21 protein-coding genes and 4 tRNA genes are annotated in these 24,028 nt (G+C 66.8%); 4 read left to right on the forward strand and 21 right to left on the reverse strand.

From position 1 onward, the window contains the following. Nucleotides 1-111: 111 nt before the first annotated feature. The gene (locus tag B4E96_RS02770; protein WP_217004681.1) at nucleotides 112-501 is read left to right on the forward strand and encodes an ArsR/SmtB family transcription factor; all 390 of its coding nucleotides are present in this window, start codon (nucleotides 112-114) and stop codon (nucleotides 499-501) included. A 19-nt stretch (nucleotides 502-520) separates the two neighbouring features. On the opposite strand, the gene hisS is transcribed toward B4E96_RS02770, so the two are convergent. Both hisS and B4E96_RS02780 read right to left on the reverse strand, forming a co-directional pair. Next, a complete protein-coding gene (hisS, locus tag B4E96_RS02775) occupies nucleotides 521-1,873 on the reverse strand; it encodes a histidine--tRNA ligase (RefSeq protein ID WP_259854585.1) in 1,353 nt (450 codons plus the stop codon). 128 nt (nucleotides 1,874-2,001) lie between these two features. Next, nucleotides 2,002-2,685 (reverse strand): MBL fold metallo-hydrolase, encoded by a 684-nt coding sequence (locus B4E96_RS02780; RefSeq protein ID WP_102160331.1) that lies wholly within the window; start codon nucleotides 2,683-2,685, stop codon nucleotides 2,002-2,004. Between the two features lie 127 nt (nucleotides 2,686-2,812). Here B4E96_RS02780 and B4E96_RS02785 point away from each other — a divergent pair, with 127 nt between their 5' ends. Then, nucleotides 2,813-4,255 (forward strand): DUF349 domain-containing protein, encoded by a 1,443-nt coding sequence (locus B4E96_RS02785; RefSeq protein ID WP_170274218.1) that lies wholly within the window; start codon nucleotides 2,813-2,815, stop codon nucleotides 4,253-4,255. Between the two features lie 122 nt (nucleotides 4,256-4,377). Next, nucleotides 4,378-4,956, forward strand: a complete 579-nt coding sequence (locus B4E96_RS02790) for a hypothetical protein (protein WP_102160335.1) — start codon at nucleotides 4,378-4,380, stop codon at nucleotides 4,954-4,956. Nucleotides 4,957-4,966: 10 nt separating this feature from the next. Here B4E96_RS02790 and B4E96_RS02795 read toward each other — a convergent pair whose 3' ends face one another. The 17 genes from B4E96_RS02795 to B4E96_RS02875 form a co-directional block, all read right to left on the reverse strand. Then, nucleotides 4,967-7,285, reverse strand: a complete 2,319-nt coding sequence (locus tag B4E96_RS02795; RefSeq protein ID WP_414632657.1) for a RelA/SpoT family protein — start codon at nucleotides 7,283-7,285, stop codon at nucleotides 4,967-4,969. A 122-nt stretch (nucleotides 7,286-7,407) separates the two neighbouring features. Continuing rightward, complete coding sequence (gene secF, locus B4E96_RS02800; protein ID WP_165884759.1) at nucleotides 7,408-8,433, reverse strand: protein translocase subunit SecF; 1,026 nt, start codon at nucleotides 8,431-8,433, stop codon at nucleotides 7,408-7,410. Next, nucleotides 8,433-10,520 carry a protein translocase subunit SecD gene (gene secD, locus B4E96_RS02805; protein ID WP_259795415.1) on the reverse strand — a complete coding sequence of 696 codons (2,088 nt, stop codon included), beginning with the start codon at nucleotides 10,518-10,520 and terminating at the stop codon, nucleotides 8,433-8,435. The genes secF and secD overlap by 1 nt, the downstream gene beginning before the upstream one ends. 24 nt (nucleotides 10,521-10,544) lie before the next feature. After that, entirely contained in the window at nucleotides 10,545-11,036 is a 492-nt protein-coding gene (locus B4E96_RS02810; RefSeq protein WP_243743520.1) for a preprotein translocase subunit YajC, read from the reverse strand. A 73-nt stretch (nucleotides 11,037-11,109) separates the two neighbouring features. Further along, entirely contained in the window at nucleotides 11,110-12,198 is a 1,089-nt protein-coding gene (ruvB, locus tag B4E96_RS02815; RefSeq protein WP_259795412.1) for a Holliday junction branch migration DNA helicase RuvB, read from the reverse strand. Then, the gene (gene ruvA / locus B4E96_RS02820; protein ID WP_259795409.1) at nucleotides 12,195-12,809 is read right to left on the reverse strand and encodes a Holliday junction branch migration protein RuvA; all 615 of its coding nucleotides are present in this window, start codon (nucleotides 12,807-12,809) and stop codon (nucleotides 12,195-12,197) included. The genes ruvB and ruvA overlap by 4 nt, the downstream gene beginning before the upstream one ends. Nucleotides 12,810-12,921: 112 nt before the next feature. Next, complete coding sequence (gene ruvC, locus B4E96_RS02825; RefSeq protein WP_102160343.1) at nucleotides 12,922-13,533, reverse strand: crossover junction endodeoxyribonuclease RuvC; 612 nt, start codon at nucleotides 13,531-13,533, stop codon at nucleotides 12,922-12,924. A 4-nt stretch (nucleotides 13,534-13,537) separates the two neighbouring features. Next, nucleotides 13,538-14,293 carry a YebC/PmpR family DNA-binding transcriptional regulator gene (locus tag B4E96_RS02830; protein ID WP_102160345.1) on the reverse strand — a complete coding sequence of 252 codons (756 nt, stop codon included), beginning with the start codon at nucleotides 14,291-14,293 and terminating at the stop codon, nucleotides 13,538-13,540. A 105-nt stretch (nucleotides 14,294-14,398) separates the two neighbouring features. Next, nucleotides 14,399-14,878: an NUDIX hydrolase gene (locus tag B4E96_RS02835; protein WP_170274222.1), complete on the reverse strand. Its 480-nt coding sequence runs from the start codon at nucleotides 14,876-14,878 to the stop codon at nucleotides 14,399-14,401. 94 nt (nucleotides 14,879-14,972) lie between these two features. After that, nucleotides 14,973-17,006: an alpha/beta hydrolase family protein gene (locus B4E96_RS02840; RefSeq protein ID WP_286956317.1), complete on the reverse strand. Its 2,034-nt coding sequence runs from the start codon at nucleotides 17,004-17,006 to the stop codon at nucleotides 14,973-14,975. Next, entirely contained in the window at nucleotides 17,003-17,581 is a 579-nt protein-coding gene (locus B4E96_RS02845) for an HIT family protein (RefSeq protein WP_170274224.1), read from the reverse strand. The genes B4E96_RS02840 and B4E96_RS02845 overlap by 4 nt, the downstream gene beginning before the upstream one ends. Beyond that, nucleotides 17,578-19,611: a threonine--tRNA ligase gene (thrS, locus tag B4E96_RS02850; RefSeq protein WP_414632658.1), complete on the reverse strand. Its 2,034-nt coding sequence runs from the start codon at nucleotides 19,609-19,611 to the stop codon at nucleotides 17,578-17,580. Before thrS ends, B4E96_RS02845 begins: the two co-directional genes overlap by 4 nt. Before the next feature lie 102 nt (nucleotides 19,612-19,713). Further along, nucleotides 19,714-20,805: a hypothetical protein gene (locus tag B4E96_RS02855; RefSeq protein WP_170274226.1), complete on the reverse strand. Its 1,092-nt coding sequence runs from the start codon at nucleotides 20,803-20,805 to the stop codon at nucleotides 19,714-19,716. A 186-nt stretch (nucleotides 20,806-20,991) separates the two neighbouring features. Then, nucleotides 20,992-21,063 (reverse strand) — tRNA-Val (locus B4E96_RS02860). Nucleotides 21,064-21,114: 51 nt separating this feature from the next. After that, nucleotides 21,115-21,186, reverse strand: a tRNA-Val gene (locus tag B4E96_RS02865). Between the two features lie 21 nt (nucleotides 21,187-21,207). Then, nucleotides 21,208-21,278 (reverse strand) — tRNA-Cys (locus B4E96_RS02870). Nucleotides 21,279-21,302: 24 nt separating this feature from the next. Beyond that, nucleotides 21,303-21,375: transfer RNA gene (locus B4E96_RS02875), tRNA-Gly, on the reverse strand. Nucleotides 21,376-21,568: 193 nt separating this feature from the next. Between B4E96_RS02875 and B4E96_RS02880 the strand changes: the two genes are divergently transcribed. Then, a complete protein-coding gene (locus B4E96_RS02880) occupies nucleotides 21,569-22,039 on the forward strand; it encodes a TIGR02611 family protein (protein WP_259798005.1) in 471 nt (156 codons plus the stop codon). A 19-nt stretch (nucleotides 22,040-22,058) separates the two neighbouring features. Here the strand turns inward: B4E96_RS02880 and B4E96_RS02885 are convergent, their stop codons facing one another. Together B4E96_RS02885 and zapE are read right to left on the reverse strand one after the other, a co-directional pair. Next, nucleotides 22,059-22,970 carry a PPK2 family polyphosphate kinase gene (locus tag B4E96_RS02885; RefSeq protein ID WP_102160355.1) on the reverse strand — a complete coding sequence of 304 codons (912 nt, stop codon included), beginning with the start codon at nucleotides 22,968-22,970 and terminating at the stop codon, nucleotides 22,059-22,061. Continuing rightward, a complete protein-coding gene (zapE, locus tag B4E96_RS02890; protein WP_286956319.1) occupies nucleotides 22,970-23,989 on the reverse strand; it encodes a cell division protein ZapE in 1,020 nt (339 codons plus the stop codon). Before zapE ends, B4E96_RS02885 begins: the two co-directional genes overlap by 1 nt. Nucleotides 23,990-24,028: the final 39 nt, after the last annotated feature.

The raw sequence follows: 24,028 nt of genomic DNA on the forward strand, positions 1-24,028 counted from the left end.
ATGGTGTGAGGATTCAGGTGACGGTCTGCGGGCACGGATGGTGTGCAGACTCTGCGCTTGCACCATGATAGTCATAGTGCGCGGTACTGATGGAAAGGCTGGACGCTGCGAATGACTCATGACACTCCCCCCGGATCTGCCGTTCCCGAGGTGCCGACGCCCGCCCAGGTCGATGTCGCTGCCGAGACGTTCCGGATGCTGTCCTCATCGACCCGGCTGTTCATCGTGTGGCATCTGCTCCATGGGGAGCGCGATGTCAGCAGCCTGGCCGAGGAATGCGGGGTCAGCGTGCAGGTGGTATCCCAGCATCTGGCGAAGATGCGCCTGGCAGGCCTCGTGTCCTCCAGACGGGACGGCAAGCACATCTTCTACGTCGTCGACGACCCGCACGTGGTGACGATGGTCTCGGAGATCTTCGACCACATCGCCCCAGACGGCTCGCTGGCCCCGGACCCGGAGCCGCGCACGGCGGCCCCGCTGCGGGTCCAGGGCGAGAGCTGAGGCTCAGTCTTCAGCCGCGTCAGCCCTCGTCACCGGTGACGCGTTCGACGCGCGGCCAGACGTCCTCAGCCGGCGGCGTCCACAGTTCGGGGTCGGCTGAGACCTGCTCGCCGGAGCGGATGTCCTTGACCTCATGACCGGTCTCACCGTCGACGAACCACACATACGGGATGCCGCGGCGGTCGGCGAAGCGGATCTGCTTGCCGAACTTGCTGGCAGCCGGTGCGACGTCGACGGGGATGCCGCGGCGGCGCAGCTGCATGGCCACCGCATCGGCCTCGCTGCGGCCGCTTTCATCGGTGACGGCGATGAGCACGGCTGTGGGCACCGAGCGGGTCGCGGCCACCATCCGGTTCTTACCGACCAGCCGCGACATCAGCCGGGAGACGCCGAGTGAGATGCCAACACCGGCGTAGGTCTTCTTGCCGTTAGAGGCCAGGGAGTCGTAGCGGCCGCCGGAGCACACCGAGCCGAGCGATTCGTGGCCGAGCAGCTGGGTCTCGTACACCGAACCGGTGTAGTAGTCCAGGCCGCGGGCGATCTTGAGCTGGGCGACGACGACGCCGGGCTGGATGCGGTGGGCGGCATCGACGAGGCGGACAAGGGATTCGAGTCCCTCATCGAGCAGCGCATCGCTGACGCCGAGGGCGAGGACCTCATCGGCGAACGCCGAGGTGTCGGATTCGATGGCTGCCAGCTTCAAAAGCGCCTGCTGCTGGGCCGCCGAAGCGCCGGCGTCGGCGGCGAGCAGCTCGCCGACCCGGTCGGGGCCGATCTTGTCGTACTTATCAAGGCTGCGCAGCACAGCCGGGATGTTCTCCAGGCCCAGACCGCGAGCGAAGCCTTCAAGCAGCTTGCGGTTGTTGGCCAGGATCCTGACCGGCGGCACGCCGAGTTCGCGCAGCGCGTCGAAGGCCTGCGCCATCACCAGCGGGACCTCGACTTCGAAGTGATCGGCGAGGCTGTCCTCGGCGACGACGTCGATGTCGGCCTGGATGAATTCGCGGAACCGGCCGTCCTGGGGGCGCTCACCGCGCCACACCGGCTGGATCTGGTAGCGCTTGAACGGGAACGACAGGTGGCCTGCGTTCTCGACGACGTAGCGGGCGAAGGGCACCGTCAGGTCGAAGTGCAGGCCCATCGGGTTGCGGGAGTCAGACGGGTCGCCGTGCAGCCGGGAGACAGCGAAGATCTCCTTGTCGATCTCACCATCCTTGGCCAGTGCGCTGAGCGGTTCGACGGCACGCGTATGCAGCGCCGCATAGCCGTTGAGCTCGAAGGTGTGCTTGAGCAGGTCGATGACCCGCTCTTCGACGATGCGGTCGGCGGGCAGCCATTCGGGGAATCCGGACAGGCGTGCGGCTTGTGCCATGTGAGTCGTTCTCCTTGCCAGTGAGTGCCGACGGTGCTGTGCGCCGACCGCATCCATCATAGGCGGCAGCCGGTGCCAGCCGGTCGGCTGGTCGTCATATGCGCTTCTCCCCTGCGGCAGGCGCCGGTTCAGAGGAAGGGGTTGGTGCGCAGCTCGTGGGCGATCGTGCTGCCGGGCCCGTGCCCGGGCAGGATCGGGGTGTCCGGCATCGAGGCGAACATGCGCAGCGAGGTGCGCATCGCCTGATCGTCACCACCGGGCAGGTCGGTGCGCCCGATCGATCCGGCGAAGAGCACATCGCCGGTGAAGAGCACTTCGGGCACCTCCAGATCCTCGGCCGCGCCCGAGGTGTCGCGCACCCGCCAGAGTGTCGACCCCTCGGTGTGCCCGGGCGCGTAGGTCGCCTCGATCACCAGCCCGGCAGCCTGCCAGCACGCACCATCGGCGGTCTCGACCACCTCGGGCGCGGTCCAGTCGCCGATCATCCCGCCGAGCATCTGCCCCAGCTCCGGTGACAGGGTGCCGGCAGGGTCGGCCAGCCGGTAAACATCAGGGGCGGCGAGGTGGGCCTGAAGGCTCGGGAACACCTCGCGCAGGCGGGGCAGGCCGAGGACATGGTCGGGGTGGCCGTGGGTGAGCAGCACCGCGACCGGGGTCCAGCCGAGTTCGTCGAGCAGCGTCTTCATGCGCGGGGCGCAGTCGAAGCCGGCGTCGACGAGCAGGCATTCGCGTGCCTGCCCCTCGGGATGCTCAGCGGCGACGGCATAGCAGTTGACGTCGAGGAACTCGGCGCGGACTCCAGCAATCTCCATGCCACCAGTGTATCGACCCGTGCGGAGCGCGGCGGGCGCGCGCGGTTTTGTCGTTATGCTGGGAAGGTACATTCCCGCGTTGAGTGATCCGTCACAGGATTCGACCGACGATACGACAAGGTGCCATATGACCGACGAGACGCAGCAGTCCACTTCCGCGCCCACGCCTGCCGGCGCTTCCCAGTCCTCCGACGCCCCGAAGCCGAAGCCGGCGCCGGTGCCCAAGCCCTCGGCGGTCCCCTCGCCGGCGGCCCTGCGTCCCCGGCCCGGTCAGGCCCCTGCCGCCCCGGCGGCACCGGCCCACGACCGGACCGCGGAGATCGCTGAGGCGAAGACGTTCGGCCGGGTCGGTGAGGACTCGACGGTCTACGTCAAGACCTCTGATGGTGAGCGGGAGGTCGGCCAGTACCCGGATGCCGATGAGGCCCAGGCGCTGGAGTACTTCGCGAAGAAGTACCTCGATCTCGCCGATGCCGTCACGCTGCTGGAGCAGCGCCTGGCTGCTGGTGCCGCCGGTGCCACTGTCGCCGAGGCGGCCGGCACCCAGCGTGAGGCGCTCGCGGACGCGCAGGTCGTCGGTGATCTCGATGCGCTGCGCGCCCGGCTCGATGCCGTCTCGGAGAAGGCAGCCGAGGCCACTGCCCAGCAGGCACAGGCGCATGAGGAGTCGAAGGCTGCCGGCCTGCAGGCGCGCATCAAGGTCGTCGAGGAAGCCGAGGCGATCGCCGATGCGGATCCGGCGCGTGTGCAGTGGAAGCAGTCGAGTGCCCGGATGAAGGAGCTGTTCGAGCAGTGGAAGCAGGTGCAGGCGACGACGCCGAGGCTGCCGCGCTCGCAGGACCAGCAGCTGTGGGGCCGGTTCTCCAAGGCCCGCAACCGCTTCGACAAGGCCCGCCGCGAGTTCTTCTCCGCTCTCGATGAGCGCAACGCTGAGGGAAAGCGGATCAAGCAGAAGCTCGTGACCGAGGCTGAGGCGATGTCGGATTCGACCGACTGGCGTGAGACCGCCCAGCAGTACCGGCGCCTCATGGACCGGTGGAAGGCCGCACCGCGTGCCGGGCGCAAGGACGACGACGCTCTGTGGGCGAAGTTCCGGGCCGCCCAGGATCGGTTCTTCGCGGCCCGCAACCGGGCCAATGAGGAGGTCGAGGCTGAGTACGGCGAAAACCTCAAGGTCAAGGAGAAGCTGCTGGCTGAGGCTGAGGCGCTGCTGCCGATCACCGATCCGGTGACGGCGAAGGAGAAGCTGCGTGTCATCCAGGATCGGTGGGAGGACGCCGGCAAGGTGCCCCGAGCTGATATCTCCCGGATGGAAGGCGGGCTGCGCGCTGTTGAGCGGGCGCTGGCTGAGGCGGAGGACGCTGAGTGGCGGCGCACGAATCCGGAGCACCAGGCCCGCACCTCGGGCATGCTCGCCCAGCTCGATGCCTCGATCGCTGAGCTGGAGGCCGAGCTGGAGAAGGCCGAGGCCGCTGGCAAGGACAGCGACATCGCCAAGGCGCGTGAGGCCCTGGAGGCCCGCCGTGCCTGGCGCGACCAGGTCGCCCGCACGGCTGAAGAGATGCAGTGACGCCTGCGTCTGATTGAGACTGCCGACTGCGGCTCGCCTGTCCTCAGGCGGGCCGCAGTGCTCTGTCCACAGATTCCGGCCAGCGCCTGGTCTGCCGGCATGAGCTGGGCCAGAGTGGGGGCATGGATGATCTGCTGCGTTTGGGTGAGCCGCTGAGCTACACCGAGCTCATGGAGCTGACCTTCGATGGGCTGGCCTTCCGGCTCTCAGCAACCTGCTGGGCGCCGGTGGGCATGCCGGTCGATGCGCGGCTGCGGGCCAGCAGCGTCGAGGCCGCTCCCCTGCCGGGACTGGTGCTCAGCCACCGGTCGGCGCACTGGGTGTGGTGGGGTTCGGGTCTGGCGCCGGTGGTTGCGGAATACACCACACGGGTGCGGCGCCGCATCCGGGCTGCCCGCCTGCCGGTCGTCGTCCACGAACGCGATGTGTGCCCCGCCGAAGAAGCTGAGCTGGCCGGGCTGGCCCTGACGACACCGGAGCGGACGCTGTACGACCTGCTCTATGAGCTCCTCGATGCTGACACGGACGAGGAGACGGTGCGCGCCGGCGCGCAGGCCGTACTCGAGTCAGTCGGCTTCGATGAGCAGATCGCGCTCACCCGGTTCGTCGCTGAGCAGTACCGGCGCCCGCATCTCGTGCGGATGCGCGGCCTGCTCGGTGACATCATCCCCCATGCGCGCACGCTGCTGCCGATCCGCTGAGACCGGTGGTTCAGCCGCCGGTGATGCGGTAGACGTCGAAGACGCCTTCAACCTGTTTGACGGCCGAGAGCACAGTGTCGAGGTGGGTGGAGTCGCCGATCTCGAAGACGAACCGCGACTGCGCCACCCGGGCCCGTGAGGTCGCCACCGAGGCAGACAGGATGTTGACGTGGTTGTCGGTGAGGACCTTGGTGATGTCGGAGAGCAGTCCGGCGCGGTCGAGTGCCTCGACCTGGATCTGGACGAGGTAGATGCCCTGCGAGTGGTGTGCCCATTCGACTTCGACGATGCGCTCGGGTTCGCGTTTGAGACTCGAGACGTTCTTGCAGTCGGTCCGGTGCACGGACACCCCGGCGCCGCGGGTGACGAATCCCATGATGGTGTCGCCGGGCACGGGTGTGCAGCAGCGGGCGAGCTTGACGAGGATGTCATCAGAGCCCTTGACGCGCACACCCTCGGTTGAGGAATGGTGGCCGCGGGACTTGCCGCGCCGATTCGACGGCCGCAGAATCTCGGTCGTCGGCTGGTCATCTTCCTGCTCGTCTGCCGAGACCTCCTTGGCCAGCAGATCGACGACGTGGGCGGCTGACATGTTGCCGTTGCCGATCGCAGCATAGAGCGCGGTGACATCCGGCAGCCGCTGTTCACTCGCAACGACGAGCAGAGCTTCCTGGCTCATGAGCGCATCAGCTGACAGATGGTGGCGGCGCATCGCCCGGGCCAGCTGGTCGCGGCCGGTCTCGATGGCCTCTTCGCGGCGCTCCTTGGAGAACCACTGGCGGATCTTGTTGCGCGCCCTAGGACTGGTGACGAAGGCCAGCCAGTCGCGGGACGGCCCGGCGTTCTCGTCCTTGGAGGTGAAGACCTCGACGACGTCGCCGTTGTGCAGCTTCGAGTCCAGGGAGACGAGCCGTCCGTTGACGCGTGCGCCCATCGTCTTGTGTCCGACCTCGGTGTGGACGGCATAGGCGAAGTCGACCGGGGTCGCGTCTGCCGGCAGGGAGATGATGTCGCCCTTGGGCGTGAAGATGTAGACCTCTTTGGAGTTGACCTCGAAGCGCAGGTTGTCGAGGAACTCGTCCGGGTCGGAGGTCTCCCGTTGCCAGTCGAGCAGCTGACGCAGCCATGCGACCTGGTCGACCTCGCCGGAGTCGCCGACCTTGGCCATCCGTCCGCCGGCGGCGTTGATCGCCTGGGGGTTGACCTTGCGGCGGTCCTTGTACTTCCAGTGCGCGGCGATGCCGAACTCGGCTCGCCGGTGCATCTCATGCGTCCGGATCTGGATCTCGACCGGTTTGCCGTAGGGCCCGATGACGGTGGTGTGCAGGCTCTGGTACATGTTGTACTTCGGCATGGCGATGTAGTCCTTGAACCGGCCAGCGATCGGCGACCACTTCGCGTGGACGAGGCCGAGCACGCCGTAGCATTCGCGCACCGTCTCCACCAGCACACGCACGCCGACGAGGTCGTAGATGTCGGCGAATTCGTGGCCGCGGACGACCATCTTCTGGTAGATCGAGTAGTAGTGCTTCGGGCGGCCGGAAATCTCGGCGATGATGTTGGCCTCGCCGGCTTCCTCCTTGATCTCCTTCGACACGATCGCCAGATACTTCTCGCGCTCCGGGGCGCGTTCGGCCACGAGCCGGACGATCTCGGAATACACCTTCGGGTAGAGCACCTGGAATGACAGGTCCTCGAGCTCCCATTTGATCGTGTTCATGCCCAGCCGGTGTGCCAGCGGAGCGAAGATCTCCAGGGTCTCCTTGGCCTTCTTCTGGCTCGAGGCGGCCGGCACGTACTTCCACGTGCGGGCGTTGTGCAGCCGGTCGGCGAGCTTGATGACGAGCACCCGGATGTCCTTGGACATCGCCAGGATCATCTTGCGCACGGTCTCGGACTGCGTGGCTGCGCCGTATTCGATCTTGTCGAGCTTGGTGACGCCGTCGACCATGAGGGCGATCTCGTCGCCGAAGTCCTCGCGCAGCTGGTCGAGGCTGTACTCGGTGTCCTCGACGGTGTCGTGCAGCAGCGCTGCGGCCAGCGTCGAGGAGTTCATGCCGATCTCGGCGAGGATGGTGGCGACCGCGACCGGGTGGGTGATGTAGGGGTCGCCGCTCTTGCGCATCTGGCCGCGATGCCATTTCTCGGCGGTGCGGTAGGCCCGGATGATGAGCTCGACATCGTCCTTGGGATGGTTGTGGGCGACTGCCTGCAGCAGCGGGCCGAGGGCCTTCGGGTGCTGCGGGGCATGCTGGGAGCGGGCCGTCCAGAAGGCCAGGCGGGAGATGCCGCGCGGCCTGCGCGTGGACTCACCGGTGGTGTCGGCCACGTGTCGCTCCCTTCGTCACATAATCAACAGACCATGACAGGAGAGCATTCCTGCCATGGTCTGTCTATCTTACGCGCTTCTGTGCTGTGCGCGGGCGAGGCGAGCGTGTTCGCTGATGCGGATCAGGCGCGCACGTCCTCGAACAGCACGGGTGGGCGGTCGGGCAGTCCGCGCTTGCGGCGGTGCTCGTCGACCATCGCCTCCTGCTCCTTGACGGCCGGTTCGTTCTGCCGCAGCAGGTTGTACAGCGGCGAGGCGACGAACAGGGTCGAGGCGGCAGCGACGATCGTGCCGATGAACAGCGAGAGCGCGATGTCGGTCAGGGTGCCGGCGCCGAGCAGGAACACGCCGATGAAGAGGATCGCTGCGATCGGCAGCACCGAGATCATCGAGGTGTTGATCGAGCGCACGGTCGTCTGGTTGACGCCGAGGTTGACGAGCTCGGAGAACTTCATGCGGTTGTTCTCCTTGAAGTCCTCGGTGTTCTCGCGGATCTTGTCGAAGACCACCACTGTGTCGTACAGCGAGAAGCTGAGCACGGTGAGGAAGCCGATGATCGCCTCCGGGGTGACTTCGAAGCCGAGGGCGGAGTAGATGCCCATCGTGACGACCATGACGAAGACGAGACCGAGGATCGCTGCCAGTGACATCTTCCAGGTGCGGAAGTAGATCGCCATCACGAGCATCGCGATCGCGACGAAGATGACGAGTGCGCGCGTCATCTTCTCAGTCACGTCCTGACCCCACTTCGGGCCGACGAAGTTCGAAGTGACGTCGGCGTTCTCGACGTTGTACGACGTCACGAGCGCGTCACGGACCTGCTGCATCTGATCGTCGGTCAGCTGGTCGGTGTCGATCTTGATGGACGTGTCCGAGGTCGGCACGACCGTGGTCGAGACGTTGTTGCCGACGACCTCCGCAACTGCGTCGTGAGCGTGCTGCTCGGAGGTGTCCGAGGTGTTGGCGATCTGGAACTGGGAACCGCCCTTGAAGGCGATGCCGAGGTTGAATCCGCCCAGCAGCGGCACGATGAGCGAGGCGATCATGAGGGCGATCGCGATGCCCAGCCACAGCTTCGAGCGCTTGATGAACGGGATCGAGGTGCGGCCCGAGTGCAGGTCATTGCCCCAGGCGAAGAACGAGCGCATCATCGGGCATCACCGTCCTTTCGTCCTGCTCCGGCAGTGACGTCGTCGCTGTCGGTGCGTGCCTCATCGGCGTCAGCACCGGCTTCGCGTTCGCGGGCTTCCTTCTCGCGCAGCGCCTTGCGCTCGGCGATCGAGAGCTCTGAACGGTCGGCGGTGAGTGTGCCGGTGGACTTCCGGCTGGCGCGCGTCGATGAGCCGGAGCGCTTCTCGATGGATGCCTGACGGCGCTTGGCCTCCTTGTAGGAGCCGCGCTTCTTCGACTTCTCCTTCGCCTTCTCCAGATCCAGGCCCATCGCACCGCGGTAGGCGGCCATCTTGACGCCGAGCTGGCGCGGATCCATGCCCGACCACGGGTGGCCGTGTCCGAAGAAGTGGGTGCGGGCCAGCACCTGCATCATCGGATGCGTGAACAGGACGACGAGGATGACGTCGACGATGACCGTGAGGCCGAGCGTGAATGCGAAGCCGCGCACGCTGCCGACGGCCAGGATGTAGAGGATGACGGCGGCGAGCATGTTGACGGCCTTCGAGGCGAAGATCGTGCGCTTGGCGCGATCCCAGCCGATCTCGACGGCGCTTGTGAGCTTGCGCCCGGAGCGCAGCTCGTCTCGGATGCGCTCGAAGTAGACGATGAACGAGTCCGCTGTCATGCCGATGCCGACGATGAGACCGGCGACACCGGCCAGTGACAGCCGGTAGCCGTAGCGCCAGGTGACGAACAGCAAGAGCAGATACGTCAGCACACCGGCGACAGCGAGACTGGAGACCGTCACCAGTCCGAGCACGCGGTACTGGATGAGCGAGTATCCGACGACGAGCAGCAGACCGATACCGCCGGCCAGCAGGCCCTTGGCGAGGTAGTCGGCACCCAGGGTGGGTGAGATCTGCTGTTCGCTCTGGACCTGGAAGCTGATCGGCAGGGAGCCGTTCTTCAGCTGGCTGGCCAGGGTCTCGGCTTCCTCGACGGTGAACTGACCGGTGATGATCATCCGGCCGTCGGTGATGTGTGCCTGGGAACGCGGTGCTGAGAGCACCTGGCCGTCGAGCACCATCGCGAACTGGCTGTAGGGCTCCTGCAGGCCGGTGAGCTTGCCGGAGATCTGGCTGAAGGCCTCAGCGCCGTAGTTGTCGAGCGTCATGGATACTGCCGGGCGGTTCGTCTGGGCGCCCTGTGCGGTCGTCTCGAAGGTGAACTCGGCGTCGGTGATGTGGGAGCCGTCGAACTCGACGGGTCCGAGCACGTACTTCGCCGCACCGCTCTGGTCGCAGGCGACAACCGGCTGGTCGTCAGGGGCTGCTTCGCCGCCGATGCGATTCTCTTCCTTGGTGCAGTCGAGTTCCTGGAAGGTCTGCAGGATCTCCGGGGTCAGCCACGATTGGTCGGTCTGCGGATCGAAGCGCGGGAACTCGCCTTCCTTGACGGTGCCCTGACCGGACTCGGCATCCTCAGCGTCGCCGGGGTTGCCGGCCGGGCCGGGCACGGTGCCGGCATCGCTGGGCTGCTGGGCCGTGACGTCGGCACCTTCAGTGCCGGTCACTGAACCGGCGCCGCCCTGTGCTGGCTCTTCTTCCGCGGGGGCCTCTTCATTACTCTGGTCCTTGAGCAGCTCCTCGAGCTGCTTCTTCTCCTCATCGGTGGCGTCGTTGCCCTCCTCGCCCTGCTCTTCGGCAGGCTGCTCGCCGGTGTCCGGCTCGGGAGGTGCGACGACGGCAACACGGCGGAACACCATCTGTGCCGAGGAGCGGACGAGCTCACGGGTCTGCTCGTCCGGGTTGCCCGGCAGGTTGACGATGATGTTGCGGTCGCCCTGCGTGGTGATCTCAGCTTCGGACACACCAGTGGAGTCGACGCGCTGGCGGATGATCGCCACCGCCTGCTCGAGCTGCTCCTGGGTGATGCGCTGATCCTCCAGCTGCGGCTCGAGGATGATGGAGGTGCCGCCTTCGAGGTCGAGGGCGAGCTTCGGGGTCCAGGAGGCGTTCGACCAGATGGCCCCGCCGCCGATGAGGGCGACGAGGGCCAGCGTGAAGATCGTCAGCCACGCAAAACGCAGTCCCGGACGGGGCTTGTCTGCGGAAGTTGACACAGGGGATCTTTCGTTGGGATGTGATCAGGCCTTGAAGTCGTCACCGCGGTCATCGCGGCGCGGGTCATCGAGGTCGTTGTCGGACGTGTAGTCGCCGCCGCCGTAGTTGCCGCCGCGGTAGTTGTCGAGGCGATCCGAGTCGTCGAAGCGGTCGTCTGCCAGGCGGTCATCGGAGGCCAGCGTGTCATCGGCAGGCAGGTCGCGGTCGGCATCAGCGGCAGCGGTGTCATCGGACAGCCCGTCGGTGGCGACACCGGCGGCCGGCTCGATGTGGCCGATGGCCTGCTGGTGGATGCGCAGCACAGTGCCGGGACCGCTCTCGATCGTGACGATGTGGTCCTCCGGCGAGACGGTGAGCACGGTTCCGTACACACCGAACGTCGTCATCACCTCGGCACCGGGCACCAGATTGGACTTGATGCTCTCCTGGCGGGCCTTCTGCTTCTTGCGGCTGCTGAACAGGAAGAACAGCATGAGGGCGCCGAGGCCAAGGAAGATGAGTGTTGTGGGATCCACGAGTGAGATCAGCCTTTCGATATGACGGGGCTATAGCCAAGAAGTCAGTCTAGTGGCGACGCGGCGGCAATCACTAATCGTCGTCTGTGAACTCGAAGAGAGCCCGTTCGGCGTCCTTCGGGGGCAGCCCGAGGTGTCGCCAGCCCTGACCTGTGGCGATGCGTCCGCGCGGGGTGCGGGAGATGAGTCCTTCGCGCACGAGGAACGGTTCGGCGACCTCTTCGACGGTCTCCGGCTCCTCCCCTACGGACACGGCCAGGGTGCGCAGGCCGACAGGTCCGCCGTCGAAGCGCTCGCACAGGGCGCGCAGCACAGCGCGGTCGAGCCGGTCGAGTCCGCGCTCGTCGACTTCGTAGACCTTGAGTGCGGCGCGTGCGGCGTCGTAGTCGACGACGCCGCCGCCGCGGACCTGTGCCCAGTCGCGCACTCGGCGCAGCAGCCGGTTGGCGATGCGCGGGGTGCCGCGGGAGCGGGTGGCGATCTCCTGCAGACCGGCGGCATCGGCTTCGATGTCGAGCATCTGGGCTGAGCGTCGCAGCACAGTGTGCAGGTCCTCTTCGGAGTAGAAGTCGAGGTGGCCGGTGAACCCGAAGCGGTCGCGCAGCGGTGCCGGCAGCAAGCCGGAGCGGGTGGTCGCCCCGACCAGGGTGAAGGGCGGCAGGTCGAGCGGGATGGCGGTCGCGCCGGGTCCTTTGCCGACGATGACGTCGACGCGGAAGTCCTCCATGGCGACGTAGAGCATCTCCTCGGCGGCGCGGGCGACCCGGTGGATCTCGTCGATGAAGAGCACTTCGCCCTCTTCGAGCGAGGACAGGATCGCTGCGAGGTCGCCGGCGTGCTGGACGGCCGGGCCCGAGGTGACGCGGATCTGGGTGCCGAGCTCATGGGCGATGATCATCGCCAGGGTGGTCTTGCCCAGTCCCGGCGGGCCGGAGAGCAGCACATGGTCGGGGGCGCGGTTGCGGGCAGCTGCGGCGTCGAGGACGAGGGAGAGCTGTTCGCGCACCTGCGGCTGTCCGGTGAAGTCCTTCAGGCCCCGCGGGCGCAGCGCGACCTCGGCTGCTCGTTCGCCGTCATCGGCTCCGGCGCGGGTCAGGCGTGCGCTTTCGGCACCGGTGAGGTCGTCTCCGGTGAACTCGACTTCGTAGCTCGGTTCGCTCATACGCGCCCGCCGATGGACTTGAGGGTGGCCTTGAGCAGTTCAGGTGTCGTCGGTTCGATGTCGAACTCTGCGCGGGTGTCGGCCACGGCCTTCTCCGCCTGCGCCTGCCGCCACCCGAGGTTGACGAGTCCCTCGACGACCTGCGCGGAGACCGCATCGGCACCGCCGGCCGGGGCCGCGGATGCGGCAGCTGTGCCTGACGGCTGCGGGAAGGAGGTGAGCTTGCCGGCCAGTTCGAGCATGAGCCGGGCGGCGACCTTCTTGCCGATGCCGGGCACCTTGGTCAGTGCGGCCTGGTTCTCATCGGCGATCGCCTGGCTCAGCTCCTCGGGGCTGAGCACCGAGAGGACTGCCAGGGCGAGGCGCGGGCCGATGCCGGAGATCGTCTGCAGGGTTTCGAACAGGTCGCGTTCGGCGGCGTCGCCGAATCCGAAGAGGGTCAGTGAGTCCTCGCGGACGACAAGCACGGTGTGCAGTTCGATGTCCTGGCCGTGGCGCACGCCAGAGGTCAGGGCCGGGGTGGCGAAGACGCGGCGGCCGATGCCGGCGGTGACGACGGTGAGGCTGTCGGGGCGCACGCTGGCGACCGTGCCCGAAAGGTAGGTGATCACTCAAGCTCCAGGTGTGAACGTATGTACGAATACCACTCTAGCCGGTCGCACGGACGGAACCGGGCACCTCGGCTCCGGCGTGTGCCGAGGCCAGCACGCCTCGGGCCCGGTGTCACCGGCGACGCGGCGTTCCGGCGCTCTTGAGGGCTTCGGCCCACTGCTGCTGAGCTGGGGTCAGCGAGCTGCCCTGCCGACCGCCGCCCTGCCTGGTGTCGACGTCCTTCGTCGCTCCCGGGGTCGACCCGGCCGCGCCGGCACCGCGCCACAGGTGGCAGATCGCCAGGGCCAGGGCATCGGCGGCGTCGGCGGGCTTGACGGGGGCGTTAAGCCGCAGGATCCGGGTGACCATGTTCGTCACCTGCGCCTTGCCGGCCCGGCCGCTGCCGGTGACCGCGGCTTTGACCTCGGACGGGGTGTGCATGGCCACGGGGATGCCGCGGCGGGCGGCCAGGCCCATCGTCAGCCCGGAGGCCTGCGCGGTGCCGATGATGGTGGAGACGTTGTGGCGGGCGAAGACCCGTTCGATGCTCACGACATCGGGCCGGTGCGCATCGAGCCACCGGTCGAAGGCATCGGCCAGCGCGCCGAGGCGGGTGTCGACGGCGCTGACGCTGGGGGTCTCGATGACATCGACGGCGACGAGAGCCGGCCGGTGGATGCGCGCGGCGTCGATGACGCCGATGCCGCAGCGGGTCAGGCCCGGGTCGACTCCCATCACGCGCATCGGCTCAGGCGCCGTTCAGCTCGGCGAGCACCTCATCGGAGACGTCGGCGTTGGAGTAGACGTTCTGCACGTCATCGCAGTCCTCGAGCACGTCGATGAGGTTGAAGACCTTCTCCGCGGTCGCCGCGTCGAGGGGCACCTCGATGTTGGGCACGAAGGAGGCGTCGGCCGAATCGTAGTCGATGCCGGCTTCCTGCAGTGCGGTGCGCACGGCGACGAGGTCAGTGGCCTCGGAGATGATCTCGAAGGTCTCGCCGTTGTCGTTGACCTCTTCGGCGCCGGCTTCGAGGGTGGCCTCCATGATCGCCTCGTCATCGGTGCCCTCGGCGGGGACGACGATGACGCCCTTGCGGTTGAAGTTGTAGGAGACCGAACCGGGATCCGCCATCGACCCGCCGTTGCGGGTCACCGCGACGCGGACCTCGGAGGCGGCGCGGTTGCGGTTGTCGGTCAGACACTCGATGAGCATGGCGACACCGCCGGGGCCGTAGCCTTCGTACATGATGGTTTCGTAGTCCACCCCGCCGCCGTCGAGTCCGGCGCCGCGCTTGACGGCGCGCTCGATGTTGTCATTGGGCACCGAGGACTTCTTGGCTTTCTGGATCGCGTCGAACAGGGTGGGGTTGCCTTCGACGTCGGCGCCGCCGTTGCGAGCTGCGACTTCGATGTTCTTGACGAGCTTGGCGAACAGTTTTCCGCGCTTGGCGTCGATCGCTGCCTTCTTGTGCTTGGTTGTCGCCCACTTGGAGTGGCCTGCCACTGATGTCTCCTCGTCTCGGTTGCGCGTGTGTGCCGTCTGGGGCCGGCGTCATCAGCGCCGGGGCCTGCCGCGCGGCTGTCTGAAGTGTACCGCCGCGACTGGCCGCTATTCGAGCACCAGCGGTTCGTCCGGCACGTCCCGGCGCTGCACCATCTCGACCAGGGTCGGCAGCTGCGGCGGGTAGATGACGTCGGTGGTCGAGCTCAGCTCGGACAGCGACCACCAGCGGCCCTCGACGATCGAGGCCTTCTCAATGTCGGTCCAGATCGCCTCGTCGAAGTCGAAGTCCTCATCGCACTGCATGCCGTAGTAGGTCTCGTGCTGGATCGTCGAGTGGTGTTTGAACTCCATGACGAACGACCGGCTGGCCAGCGGGCCGAGGAGGTCGGCTGGATCGCACTCGATGCCGGCTTCCTCGGAGAGCTCGCGGGCGGCTGTCTGCACGGCGGTCTCGCCGAGCTCGGCACCGCCACCGCAGGTGATCCACCAGTGCCGTGAATCGTCGTGCATGTCCTTGACATGCAGCAGGAGCACCTCTCCTGCCGGGTTGAGCAGCACCACGCGTGCTGCGGTGCGGGCTTTCATTCGGCTTCCTCTCGGCTGAGCTGGTGCGCCAGCTCGTGTGCGGTCGTTGCATCGGCCTCCCGTCGGGGCTGCGGGGGCGCGGTCGATGTCACTGTCAGGTGCGCAGGTGCGTGCTCCACCAGGTGAGCATGTGCTCGAAGCGCTGTACGCGGTGCCGCGGCTGGCCTGTGCGGGACAGTCCGTGGCTCTCGCCGGGGAAGATGAGCAGCTCGGCGTGTGTACCGGCGCGCTGCAGGGCAGCATAGTATCGCTGCGCCTGTTCCAGCGGGCAGCGGAAGTCGCGTTCGGAGTGGATGACGAGTGTCGGGGTGGTGTTCTTCTCGATGTCCGTCATCGGCGACTGGGCGGCGATCCGCTCAGGGTCGCGGCCGGAGTACTCCTCGCTGAAGAACCGGCCGATGTCCGAGGTGCCGATGAAGGTCGTCGGATCGAGGTAGCCGCGTTCGACGATACCGGCGGCGAACCGGTCCTCGGCGTTGAGGATCATGGCGGTGAGGTATCCGCCGTAGGATCCGCCCTGGATGCCGAGGCGGCTGCCATCGAGCTGCGGGTGGGCGGCCAGTGCGGCGTCGAGGATCTCGAGCACATCGGCGTGTGCCGGTGCGGCCATGTCCCCTTGCACGGCCTGTCCCCAGGCGCGGCCGCGGCCGTTGGAGCCACGCGGATTGGCATACACGACGGCGTATCCGCCGCGGGTGAGCACCTGGGTCTCGTCGAACAGCGCCTCGGTGTATTGGGAGAACGGTCCGCCGTGGATGTTGAGCACGACGGGGAACGGGCCTTCGCCCTCCGGAATCGCCACCCAGCCGTGCACATCGCCCAGCGGGGTCGTCGCCGACACCGCCTGCGGGGTGGTGACGGCAAGCGGCTCGTCGACGAGCTGCGTGGCGAAGTCGCTGAGCTGGGTGAGTCCGCCGGCTGCGTCGATGGCGAAGATCTCACCGGGTGAGGTGACCGTGGCTGCGGTGACGATGAGCTGCTCGCCATGGCGGCACAGGCCGGTGACGACGAGTTCGGGCGGGCTCAGCAGGGCAGGTGCGCTCTCCGTGCCCGAGGCGGCGGTCGCCTCGGCGCAGGTGAGCTCACCGTCTGTCAGGGTCACCGTCCCGGCGTCCAGCGGGATGCGGGCGGCGCGCTGGGAGCCGTCGACGGTGAGGACGACGTAGGCGCACCCGTCGGCGATGACCGGCCGGATGCCTTCGAGTTCGATCGTCTCATCGCAGGTGATCCGGGTGGTCTGGCCGGTGGAGCGGTCGTGGATGAAGAGCCCGGGCAGGGCGGCGACGAAGTCGATGACCGATGCGCGGTGTTCGATGCCGATGAAGGCGATGCGGTCCTCATCGAGCCAGACGTGGGCGTGGGCGCTGTGCATGCCCAGGTCGATGCGCTCCATCCCGTCATCGGTGATGAGCCACAGGTGGGAGCGCAGATCGACGTCACCGGTCGGCTGTTCGAGGCCGGCGACGACGCTGAGCTGGCCGGCTGGACTGAACTGAGGGTCGCTGACGTCCTCGGCGTGCTCGGTCAGCTGCACGGACTCAGGCAGCGTCTCACTGCCGAGCAGGCTCTCGGCGGTCATCCCCGGGTCGGTCAGGTCGACGGAGAACAGCTGGGTGAGGCGGTCGCCGCCGTAGCCGAGTCCGTCGCTGAGGTAGCTCGCTGCGGTGATGTGGCGCGGGGCCTCGGCATCGGCGCTGATGTCCTCGTCGGTGCCGTAGCGACCCTCTTCGGGTGTGCGGGCAAGGTATACAGCCCGCTGCCCCGAGGGGTCGAACGCGAAGCCGCTGACGCCCAGCGGTGCGTCGGTCAGGCGCCTGGCTTCGGCACCGGTGGCGCCGATGTACAGCTGCGGGGATTCCTTCGGGCCGACCGCGCGCAGGAATCCGAAGGAATCATCGGTGATCGTCAGTGCGCTGTCGTTCCAGCCGTGGCTAAGACGGGTCCACTCCCCTGCCGTGCCCGTGGCGCCGGCGGTGTTGGTGCCGGTGACCGGGAGCTGGCGTGCGACGTATTGGGACCGGTAACTGTTGGCCTCGACGTCGGGGCGGGTGAGCTGGCAGAGGATGCGTTCGCCGGCCGAGACCGGCTCGGCGCAGCTGATGAGGGAGGTGATGTCGGCTGGTTTCATGCGGCCCATTCCTTGGAGAAGAGTTCGCGGACGTCGGCATGCACCTGCGGCAGTGCCTTCGTCTGCGCGATGATCGGCAGGAAGTTCGCGTCCCCGCCCCACCGCGGCACGATGTGCTGGTGCAGGTGGGCGGCGATGCCAGCGCCGGCGATTCCGCCCTGGTTCATTCCGAGGTTGAAGCCGTGCGGTGATGACACCGCACGGATGACGCGCATCGCGTGCTGGGTGAAGTGCGCGATCTCGATCGTCTCGGCCTCGGTCAGCTCCGTGTAGTCAGCGACGTGACGGTACGGGCAGATGAGCAGGTGACCGGGGTTGTACGGGTAGAGGTTGAGCACAGCGAAGACGTGCTCGCCGCGGGCGACGATGAGGCCCTCTTCGTCGTCCTTGCTCGGCGCCAGGCAGAACGGGCACTCCGGGGTGCTGTCGTCCTTGGGCTTGTTCTGCCCGCCGATGTAGACCATCCGGTGCGGGGTCCACAGCCGCTGCAGGCCGTCGGGTTCACCGGGGAACCCAGCGGCCGCCTCGGGTTCAGGCATCCGGGCGGCTGCCTCGCTGACGTCCTCGCCGGTCATACCTGCGCCTTCGTCTCGATTGCCTCCACGATCCGCTCGATGGCCTCATCAACGGCGACGCCGTTGTCCTGGCTGCCGTCGCGGAACCGGAACGACACTGCACCAGCATCGCGGTCATCACCGCCGGCGATGAGGGTGTAGGGCACCTTCGACTTCGAGGCGTTGCGGATCTTCTTGGGGAACCGGTCATCGGAGTCGTCGACCTCGACGCGCACCCCGCGGGCGCGCAGCTTCTCAGCCACCTCGTGCAGGTACGGCGAGAACTCCTCGGCGACCGGCAGGCAGGTCACCTGCACCGGGGCCAGCCACACGGGGAAGGCGCCGGCGTAGTGTTCGGTGAGCACGCCGAAGAACCGCTCGATCGACCCGAACTTCGCGGCATGGATCATGACCGGGCGCTTGCGGGTGCCGTCAGCGGCCTGGTATTCGAGGTCGAAGCGCTCCGGCTGGTTGAAGTCCAGCTGCACCGTCGACATCTGCCAGCTGCGGCCGAGCGCATCGCGTGCCTGCACGGAGATCTTCGGTCCGTAGAAGGCAGCACCACCGGGGTCTGGGACGAGTTCGAGGCCGGTCTCCAGGGCAACGGACTCCAGCACCTCGGTTGCCTCCGCCCACACTTCGTCGGAGCCGATGAACTTGTCCTTCTTCTTCCCGTCCTCATCACGGGTGGAGAGCTCAAGGTAGAAGTCATCGAGGCCGAAGTCACGCAACAGCGAGAGCACGAAGTCGAGCAGATGCCGGATCTCTTTGGCGGCATCTTCCTCGGAGACGTAGGAGTGCGAGTCGTCCTGGGTCAGGGCGCGCACGCGGGTGAGCCCGTGGATGACGCCGGAGGGCTCGTCGCGGTAGACGGTGCCGAACTCGAACAGCCGCAGCGGCAGGTCGCGGTAGGACCGGCCGCGGGAGCGGTAGATGAGGTTGTGCATCGGGCAGTTCATCGCCTTGAGCCGGTACGGGGTGCCGGCCTTGACGATCTCACCGGTCTCCTCGTCGCGGACCTCGTCGACCTGCAGAGCCGGGAACATGTTCTCCCCGTAGTGCGGCAGGTGTCCGGAGGTGTAGAAGAGGGACTCCTTGGAGATGTGCGGGGTGCCGACGTAGGAGAAGCCCTCTTCGATGTGCCGGCGGCGCACATAGTCCTCCATCTCGCGCTTGACGATGCCGCCCTTGGGGTGGAACACCGGCAGGCCGGAGCCGAGCTCGTCGGGGAAGGAGAACAGATCGAGTTCAGCGCCGAGCTTGCGGTGGTCGCGGCGCTCGGCTTCGGCGATGCGGTCCTGGTAGGCCTTGAGGTCATCCTTCGAGGCCCAGGCGGTGCCGTAGATGCGCTGCAGGGACGCGTTGGCCTGGTCGCCGCGCCAATAGGCAGCCGAGGAGCGGGTGACGGCGAAGCCCTGGCCGATGTGTTTGGTGCTCGGCAGGTGCGGTCCACGGCACAGGTCCTGCCAGACGGCTTCGCCCTGCCGGTTGGTGTTCTCGTACACGGTCAGTTCGCCGCCGCCGACTTCGATGGATGCCTCTTCGTCGTCACCGGCTTTGGCGCGGTCGTCGATGAGCTGGAGCTTGTACGGTTCGCTGCCCATGCGGGAGCGCGCTTCGTCCTCGCTCACGACGACGCGCTTGAACTGCTGGCCCTGCTTGATGATCTGCTTGGCGCGCTTCTCGATCTGCTTGAGGTCTTCAGGGGTGAAGGGCTCAGCGACGTCGAAGTCGAAGTAGAAGCCGTCGGTGATGAACGGGCCGATGCCCAGCTTGGTGCCGGGGAACAGCTCCTGCACCGCCTGTGCGACGACGTGTCCGGCGGAGTGGCGCAGGATGTTGAGGCCCTCGTCGTCGGCCAGGGTGATGGGGTTGACGACGTCTCCTGGGGACAGCTCACGGTCGAGGTCGGCAGACGCACCGTTGAGTTCGATGGCGATGACGTCTTTCCGGTCGGCGTACACCGTCGTGCCGGTCATTCCTGCCTCGAATGGGATCTGCTTGCCCTCGAGTTGAATGTAATCGGCCACGTCGGTACTCCTCGTTGTCATTGGTGATGGCGGTCGGTGAAAGTCTACCGCTTCTGGTGCCTGGCAGAAGCGGATGGGCTGAGGTTCCGCTACCGGAACCTCAGCCCATCACAGGTGGTCAGATTACTTCTTCTCGAAGGTGTACGGGGTGTACTTCTGATCCGAGTTCGGGATGGTCACTTCGAGCTTGAGTGAGTCGATCTCGCTGTGGGGCACCTCGTACCCGAGAGCGAACTCCTTCTTCTGTCCGGCTGGGACGGTTTCGAAGGCGAGTCCACCTGAGTAGTCACCGGAGAAGACGTCGTTGCAGGTTCCGCCGGAGTAGGTGCACTTGATCGTCGGGAAGCCGGGGTCGAAGTCCGATCCGGAGGTGTTGTCGATGGTGTAGACGACGCGGGCGATCTCGCCATTGGTCGTGTTGGCACCGAAGTCGACGTTGTCCGGTCCGACTGACACGGCCAGCGACACACCGGAGGTCAGGTCCACTGAGCCTTCGGATGCCCCGCCGGCGGGCTGGGTGGGATCTTCGGTCGGCTCGGCTTCGTCAGTCGGCGGCGCTCCGTCGGTCTGTCCGGGTTCCTGGGTCGCCGAATCGGTCGGCTCATCGGTGGGGTCCTGGCCGGGATCCGTCGACATGGAGTTGAGGAGGAAGACCTGGACGACGATGAGGATGATCGTGCCCAGCATGGACAGTCCGCCGAGGATCAGGCCGGCGATGCTCATACCGCGGTTGGTGGCCTTGTTCTGCTTTGCCGCAGACAGGCCCATGAAGCCGAGGACGATGGCTGCGATTGCCAGCAGGAAGGCGATCCCAGCCACGACGAAGCCGAGGATCGGGATCCATGCGCCGCCCGAGGCCAGGAAGGCGAGGATGCCGGCGATGAGGGCGAGGATGCCGAGGATGTTGCGGGCCTTCGAGTCGCCGCCGGAGCCGTAGTCTCCGCCGTATCCGCCACCGTAGCCGCCGCCGTACGGGTCGGATTGTCCGCTGTAGTTCGGTGAGTACTGGTCGGCCGGACCGGCCTCGCCGCCGGGGTAGCCGCCGGCTGCCGAGTAGCTGGGGGCCTGCTCACCGTACTGCGGCTGTCCGCCGTAGCCAGGCTGCGAACCGTACTGGGGCTGGGCGCCATATCCGGGCTGCGAACCGTATCCGGGCTGTCCGCCCTGACCGCTGTCGCCGTACGGATCGGAGCCGTATGGGGGCTGAGAAGACATCGTGGCTCTCTTTTCAGATCGAGGTCAGTGAGTGCGTTCCACCCCAGCTTAACGGGCAAGTCCGCCAGCCGGCGCATGGACTCGTTGCGATCTCGCAACACGCCTGTCACAGCTGGGATGCACGTGGGCGCCGCAGGGCCGGGAAATGCAGAATGCCGGGCTGCAAGGCCCGGCATTCTCATCCTGTGCGCGATACTGGGATCGAACCAGTGACCTCTTCCGTGTCAGGGAAGCGCGCTACCGCTGCGCCAATCGCGCCTGTTCCACTTGCGTGGTGGCGTATTCAGTTGTGCATGGCGTGCAACGCCGTGCGCGATACTGGGATCGAACCAGTGACCTCTTCCGTGTCAAGGAAGCGCGCTACCGCTGCGCCAATCGCGCTTGCGCCCGAAGGCGAAGCCGAGGTGGAGATGGGATTCGAACCCACGTATACGGCTTTGCAGGCCGCTGCCTCGCCTCTCGGCCACTCCACCGTGAGACGGTCTGGCCTGTCTCCGAGCGGATGACGGGACTCGAACCCGCGACCCTCACCTTGGCAAGGTGATGCTCTACCAACTGAGCCACATCCGCGTGATTGCGAGGGAGATTTCCTTGCAACGAGAAACAACTCTATCGGGTGAACTCCAAGTTGCCAAATCGCCTGGCAGTGACGCTCGTCACATGCTCCAGAAGGGCTGATCTGCCGCTCTCCTAAGCGGTGAAAGCACGCTCACCTGGGAGGGTGCCGAGGATACCGCGAAGCCGGAATCCTTACACTGGTGGCGTGACACAGCGCCATCCCCGTCCCCAGGGCTGGCTGTCCCGCACGCACAAGAAGGGCCGGCCGTGGTTTCGCCGTGCCCGGCTGTCGTTCCTGCGCTGGCGCAGGTTCATCATGAGCAATCCGCAGACGGCTTTCGTCTACCGCTGGCTTGTGGGCTGCGTCGGCGGCACCGTCATTGTCATCGGGCTCATCCTCGTGCCGTTGCCGGGCCCTGGATGGCTCATCGTGTTCATCGGCCTGGCGATCATCGCCTCGGAGTTCCAGTGGGCGCAGAATCTGCTGCTGTGGGGCCGGGCGGTGCTGCACCGGTGGACGGAGTGGCTGCGTGCCAGCCACTGGTCTGTGTCGCTGGCCGTCGCCACGCTGACGGGTGCCTTCGTCGCAGGCGTGGTGTGGCTGGGTCTGCTCACGACCGGCCTGCCGGACTGGGTGCCGGATTGGCCGGTGTTCCGCTGGCTGCTGCTGCGCTGAGGCGCGTCGGTGAGCGCGTTCAGTCGGTGAACTGCTTGTTGGTCTCCTTGAGATCGCGCAGCTCTTCCTCGGGATCGAAGTCACCGAGGGGCCAGTCGAGGTCGAGCTTCTGCAGCTCATTGATGAGCAGGCGCACGATCGCCCAGCGCGAGTACCACTTGCGGTCGGCTGGGATGACGTACCAGGGGGCGTCATCGGTCGACGTGCGGTCGAGGACGTCCTGGTAGGCCTGCGTGTACTCTGACCAGCGTGCACGGTCTGCGACGTCGCCGCTGTTGTACTTCCAGTGCTTGTCCACGCGTCGCAGCCGGTTCTCCAGACGGTCGGCCTGCTCTTCCTGGGAGACCGTGAGCATGCACTTGACGATGTGGATGCCGGAGTCGGTCAGGCTGTCTTCGAAGCCGTTGATGGTGTCGTAGCGTTCGAGCCACACCGATGGCGGGCGCAGCTTGTGCATCCGCACGGCGAGGATGTCCTCGTAATGCGACCGGTCGAAGACGCCGATGTTGCCGAACTTCGGCAGTGCGCGGTAGATCCGCCACAGGAAGTGGTGGGAGGCCTCCTCCTCGGTCGGGACGCCGAAGGCGGCCACCTGCATTCCGTGCGGGCTGAGCGCGCCGACGACATGCTTGACGACCCCGCCTTTGCCGGCGGTGTCCCGGCCCTGCAGCACGAGCAGCACTGCCTTGCGCAGGTCGCCGGCATTGGCGTTGGCGTACAGGCGCTCCTGCAGGTCGGAGAGCAGCTCGTGGTCGATCGCCTGGGCTTCCTTGCCTGCGGCTTTGTCACCGGAGAAGCCCGGGGTGGCGGAGGTGTCGATGGCGGAGAAGTCATCACCGGGACTGAACCGCAGCAGCTCAGCGACCTCAGCCGGGGATGCCTGCTCGACGTTGTCGGCAAGCGGCGGCTGCTCGGCGGGTTCGAGCTTCATCATTTCTCCGTTCCGCTGGCCAGCGCGGTGAGCCGGGACAGGCAGCGCATGTACTTCTTGCGATACCCGCCGGAGACCATGTCGTCGGTGAAGACGGCGTCGAGGCGCTGGCCGCTGTTATGGATGGTCACACCGCGGTCGTACATCCGGTCGACGAGAGCGACGAACCGCAGTGCGACGCTTTCGTTGTCGATGGTGTGCACGTCGTCCCACAGTGCCATGTCGATGCCTTCGAGCATGCGGCTGTAGCGGGACGGGTGGACTGCCGACAGGTGCTCGAGCACCTCATCGAAGTCATCTCGGGCGACGGTCGTTGCACTGGTGCGGGCGGCGTAGTCGTCGAGTCCTGCGGCATCGACCGGTTCCGGAGGTGTGGGGCTGCCGCGGTGGCGGTAGTCCTCACCGTCGATGGTGAGCACGGTGAACTGGTCGGACAGTGCCTGGATCTCGCGCAGGAAGTCCTGGGCGGCGAAGCGCCCCTGGCCGAGCGCGCCGGGCAGCGTGTTGGAGGTCGCGACGATCTTGACGCCAGCGTCGGTGAGCTCGCGCATGAGCCGCGACATCATGACAGTGTCGCCCGGGTCGTCGAGTTCGAACTCGTCGATGCACACGAGCTTCATCTTCGACAGCTCGTCGCGGGCGCGCTGGAAGCCGAGGGCGCCGATGAGGTTGGTGTATTCGACGAAGGTGCCGAAGGTGGCCGGCTTCTCGTGGGCGTGCCAGGCGGCTGCCAGGAGGTGGGTTTTGCCGACACCGTATCCGCCGTCGAGATAGATGCCCTTGCCGACCTTGGGCTGGGAGCCGAAGAGCTTGGACAGGAAGCCGGTCTCCCGGCGCTGTTGGGTGAAGTCGCGCAGCTTGTCGCGGGCTTCGGACTGCGAGGGCTGCTGCGGGTCCGGCCGGTAGCTGTCGAACGACACATCCGAGAAGTGGGGCGGCGGCACGAATCCGTCGATGAGGTCTTCGGGGGCGACCTCCGGGCGGCGCTCGGTCAGCTTGATGATCTGCGGTTCACTCACAGCACATAAGTCTACAAACGTTTGACCGGCTGTGGTGCC

Source organism: Brevibacterium sp. UBA7493 (assembly GCF_002479565.1).
GTDB classification, from domain to species: Bacteria; Actinomycetota; Actinomycetes; order Actinomycetales; family Brevibacteriaceae; genus Brevibacterium; species Brevibacterium luteolum.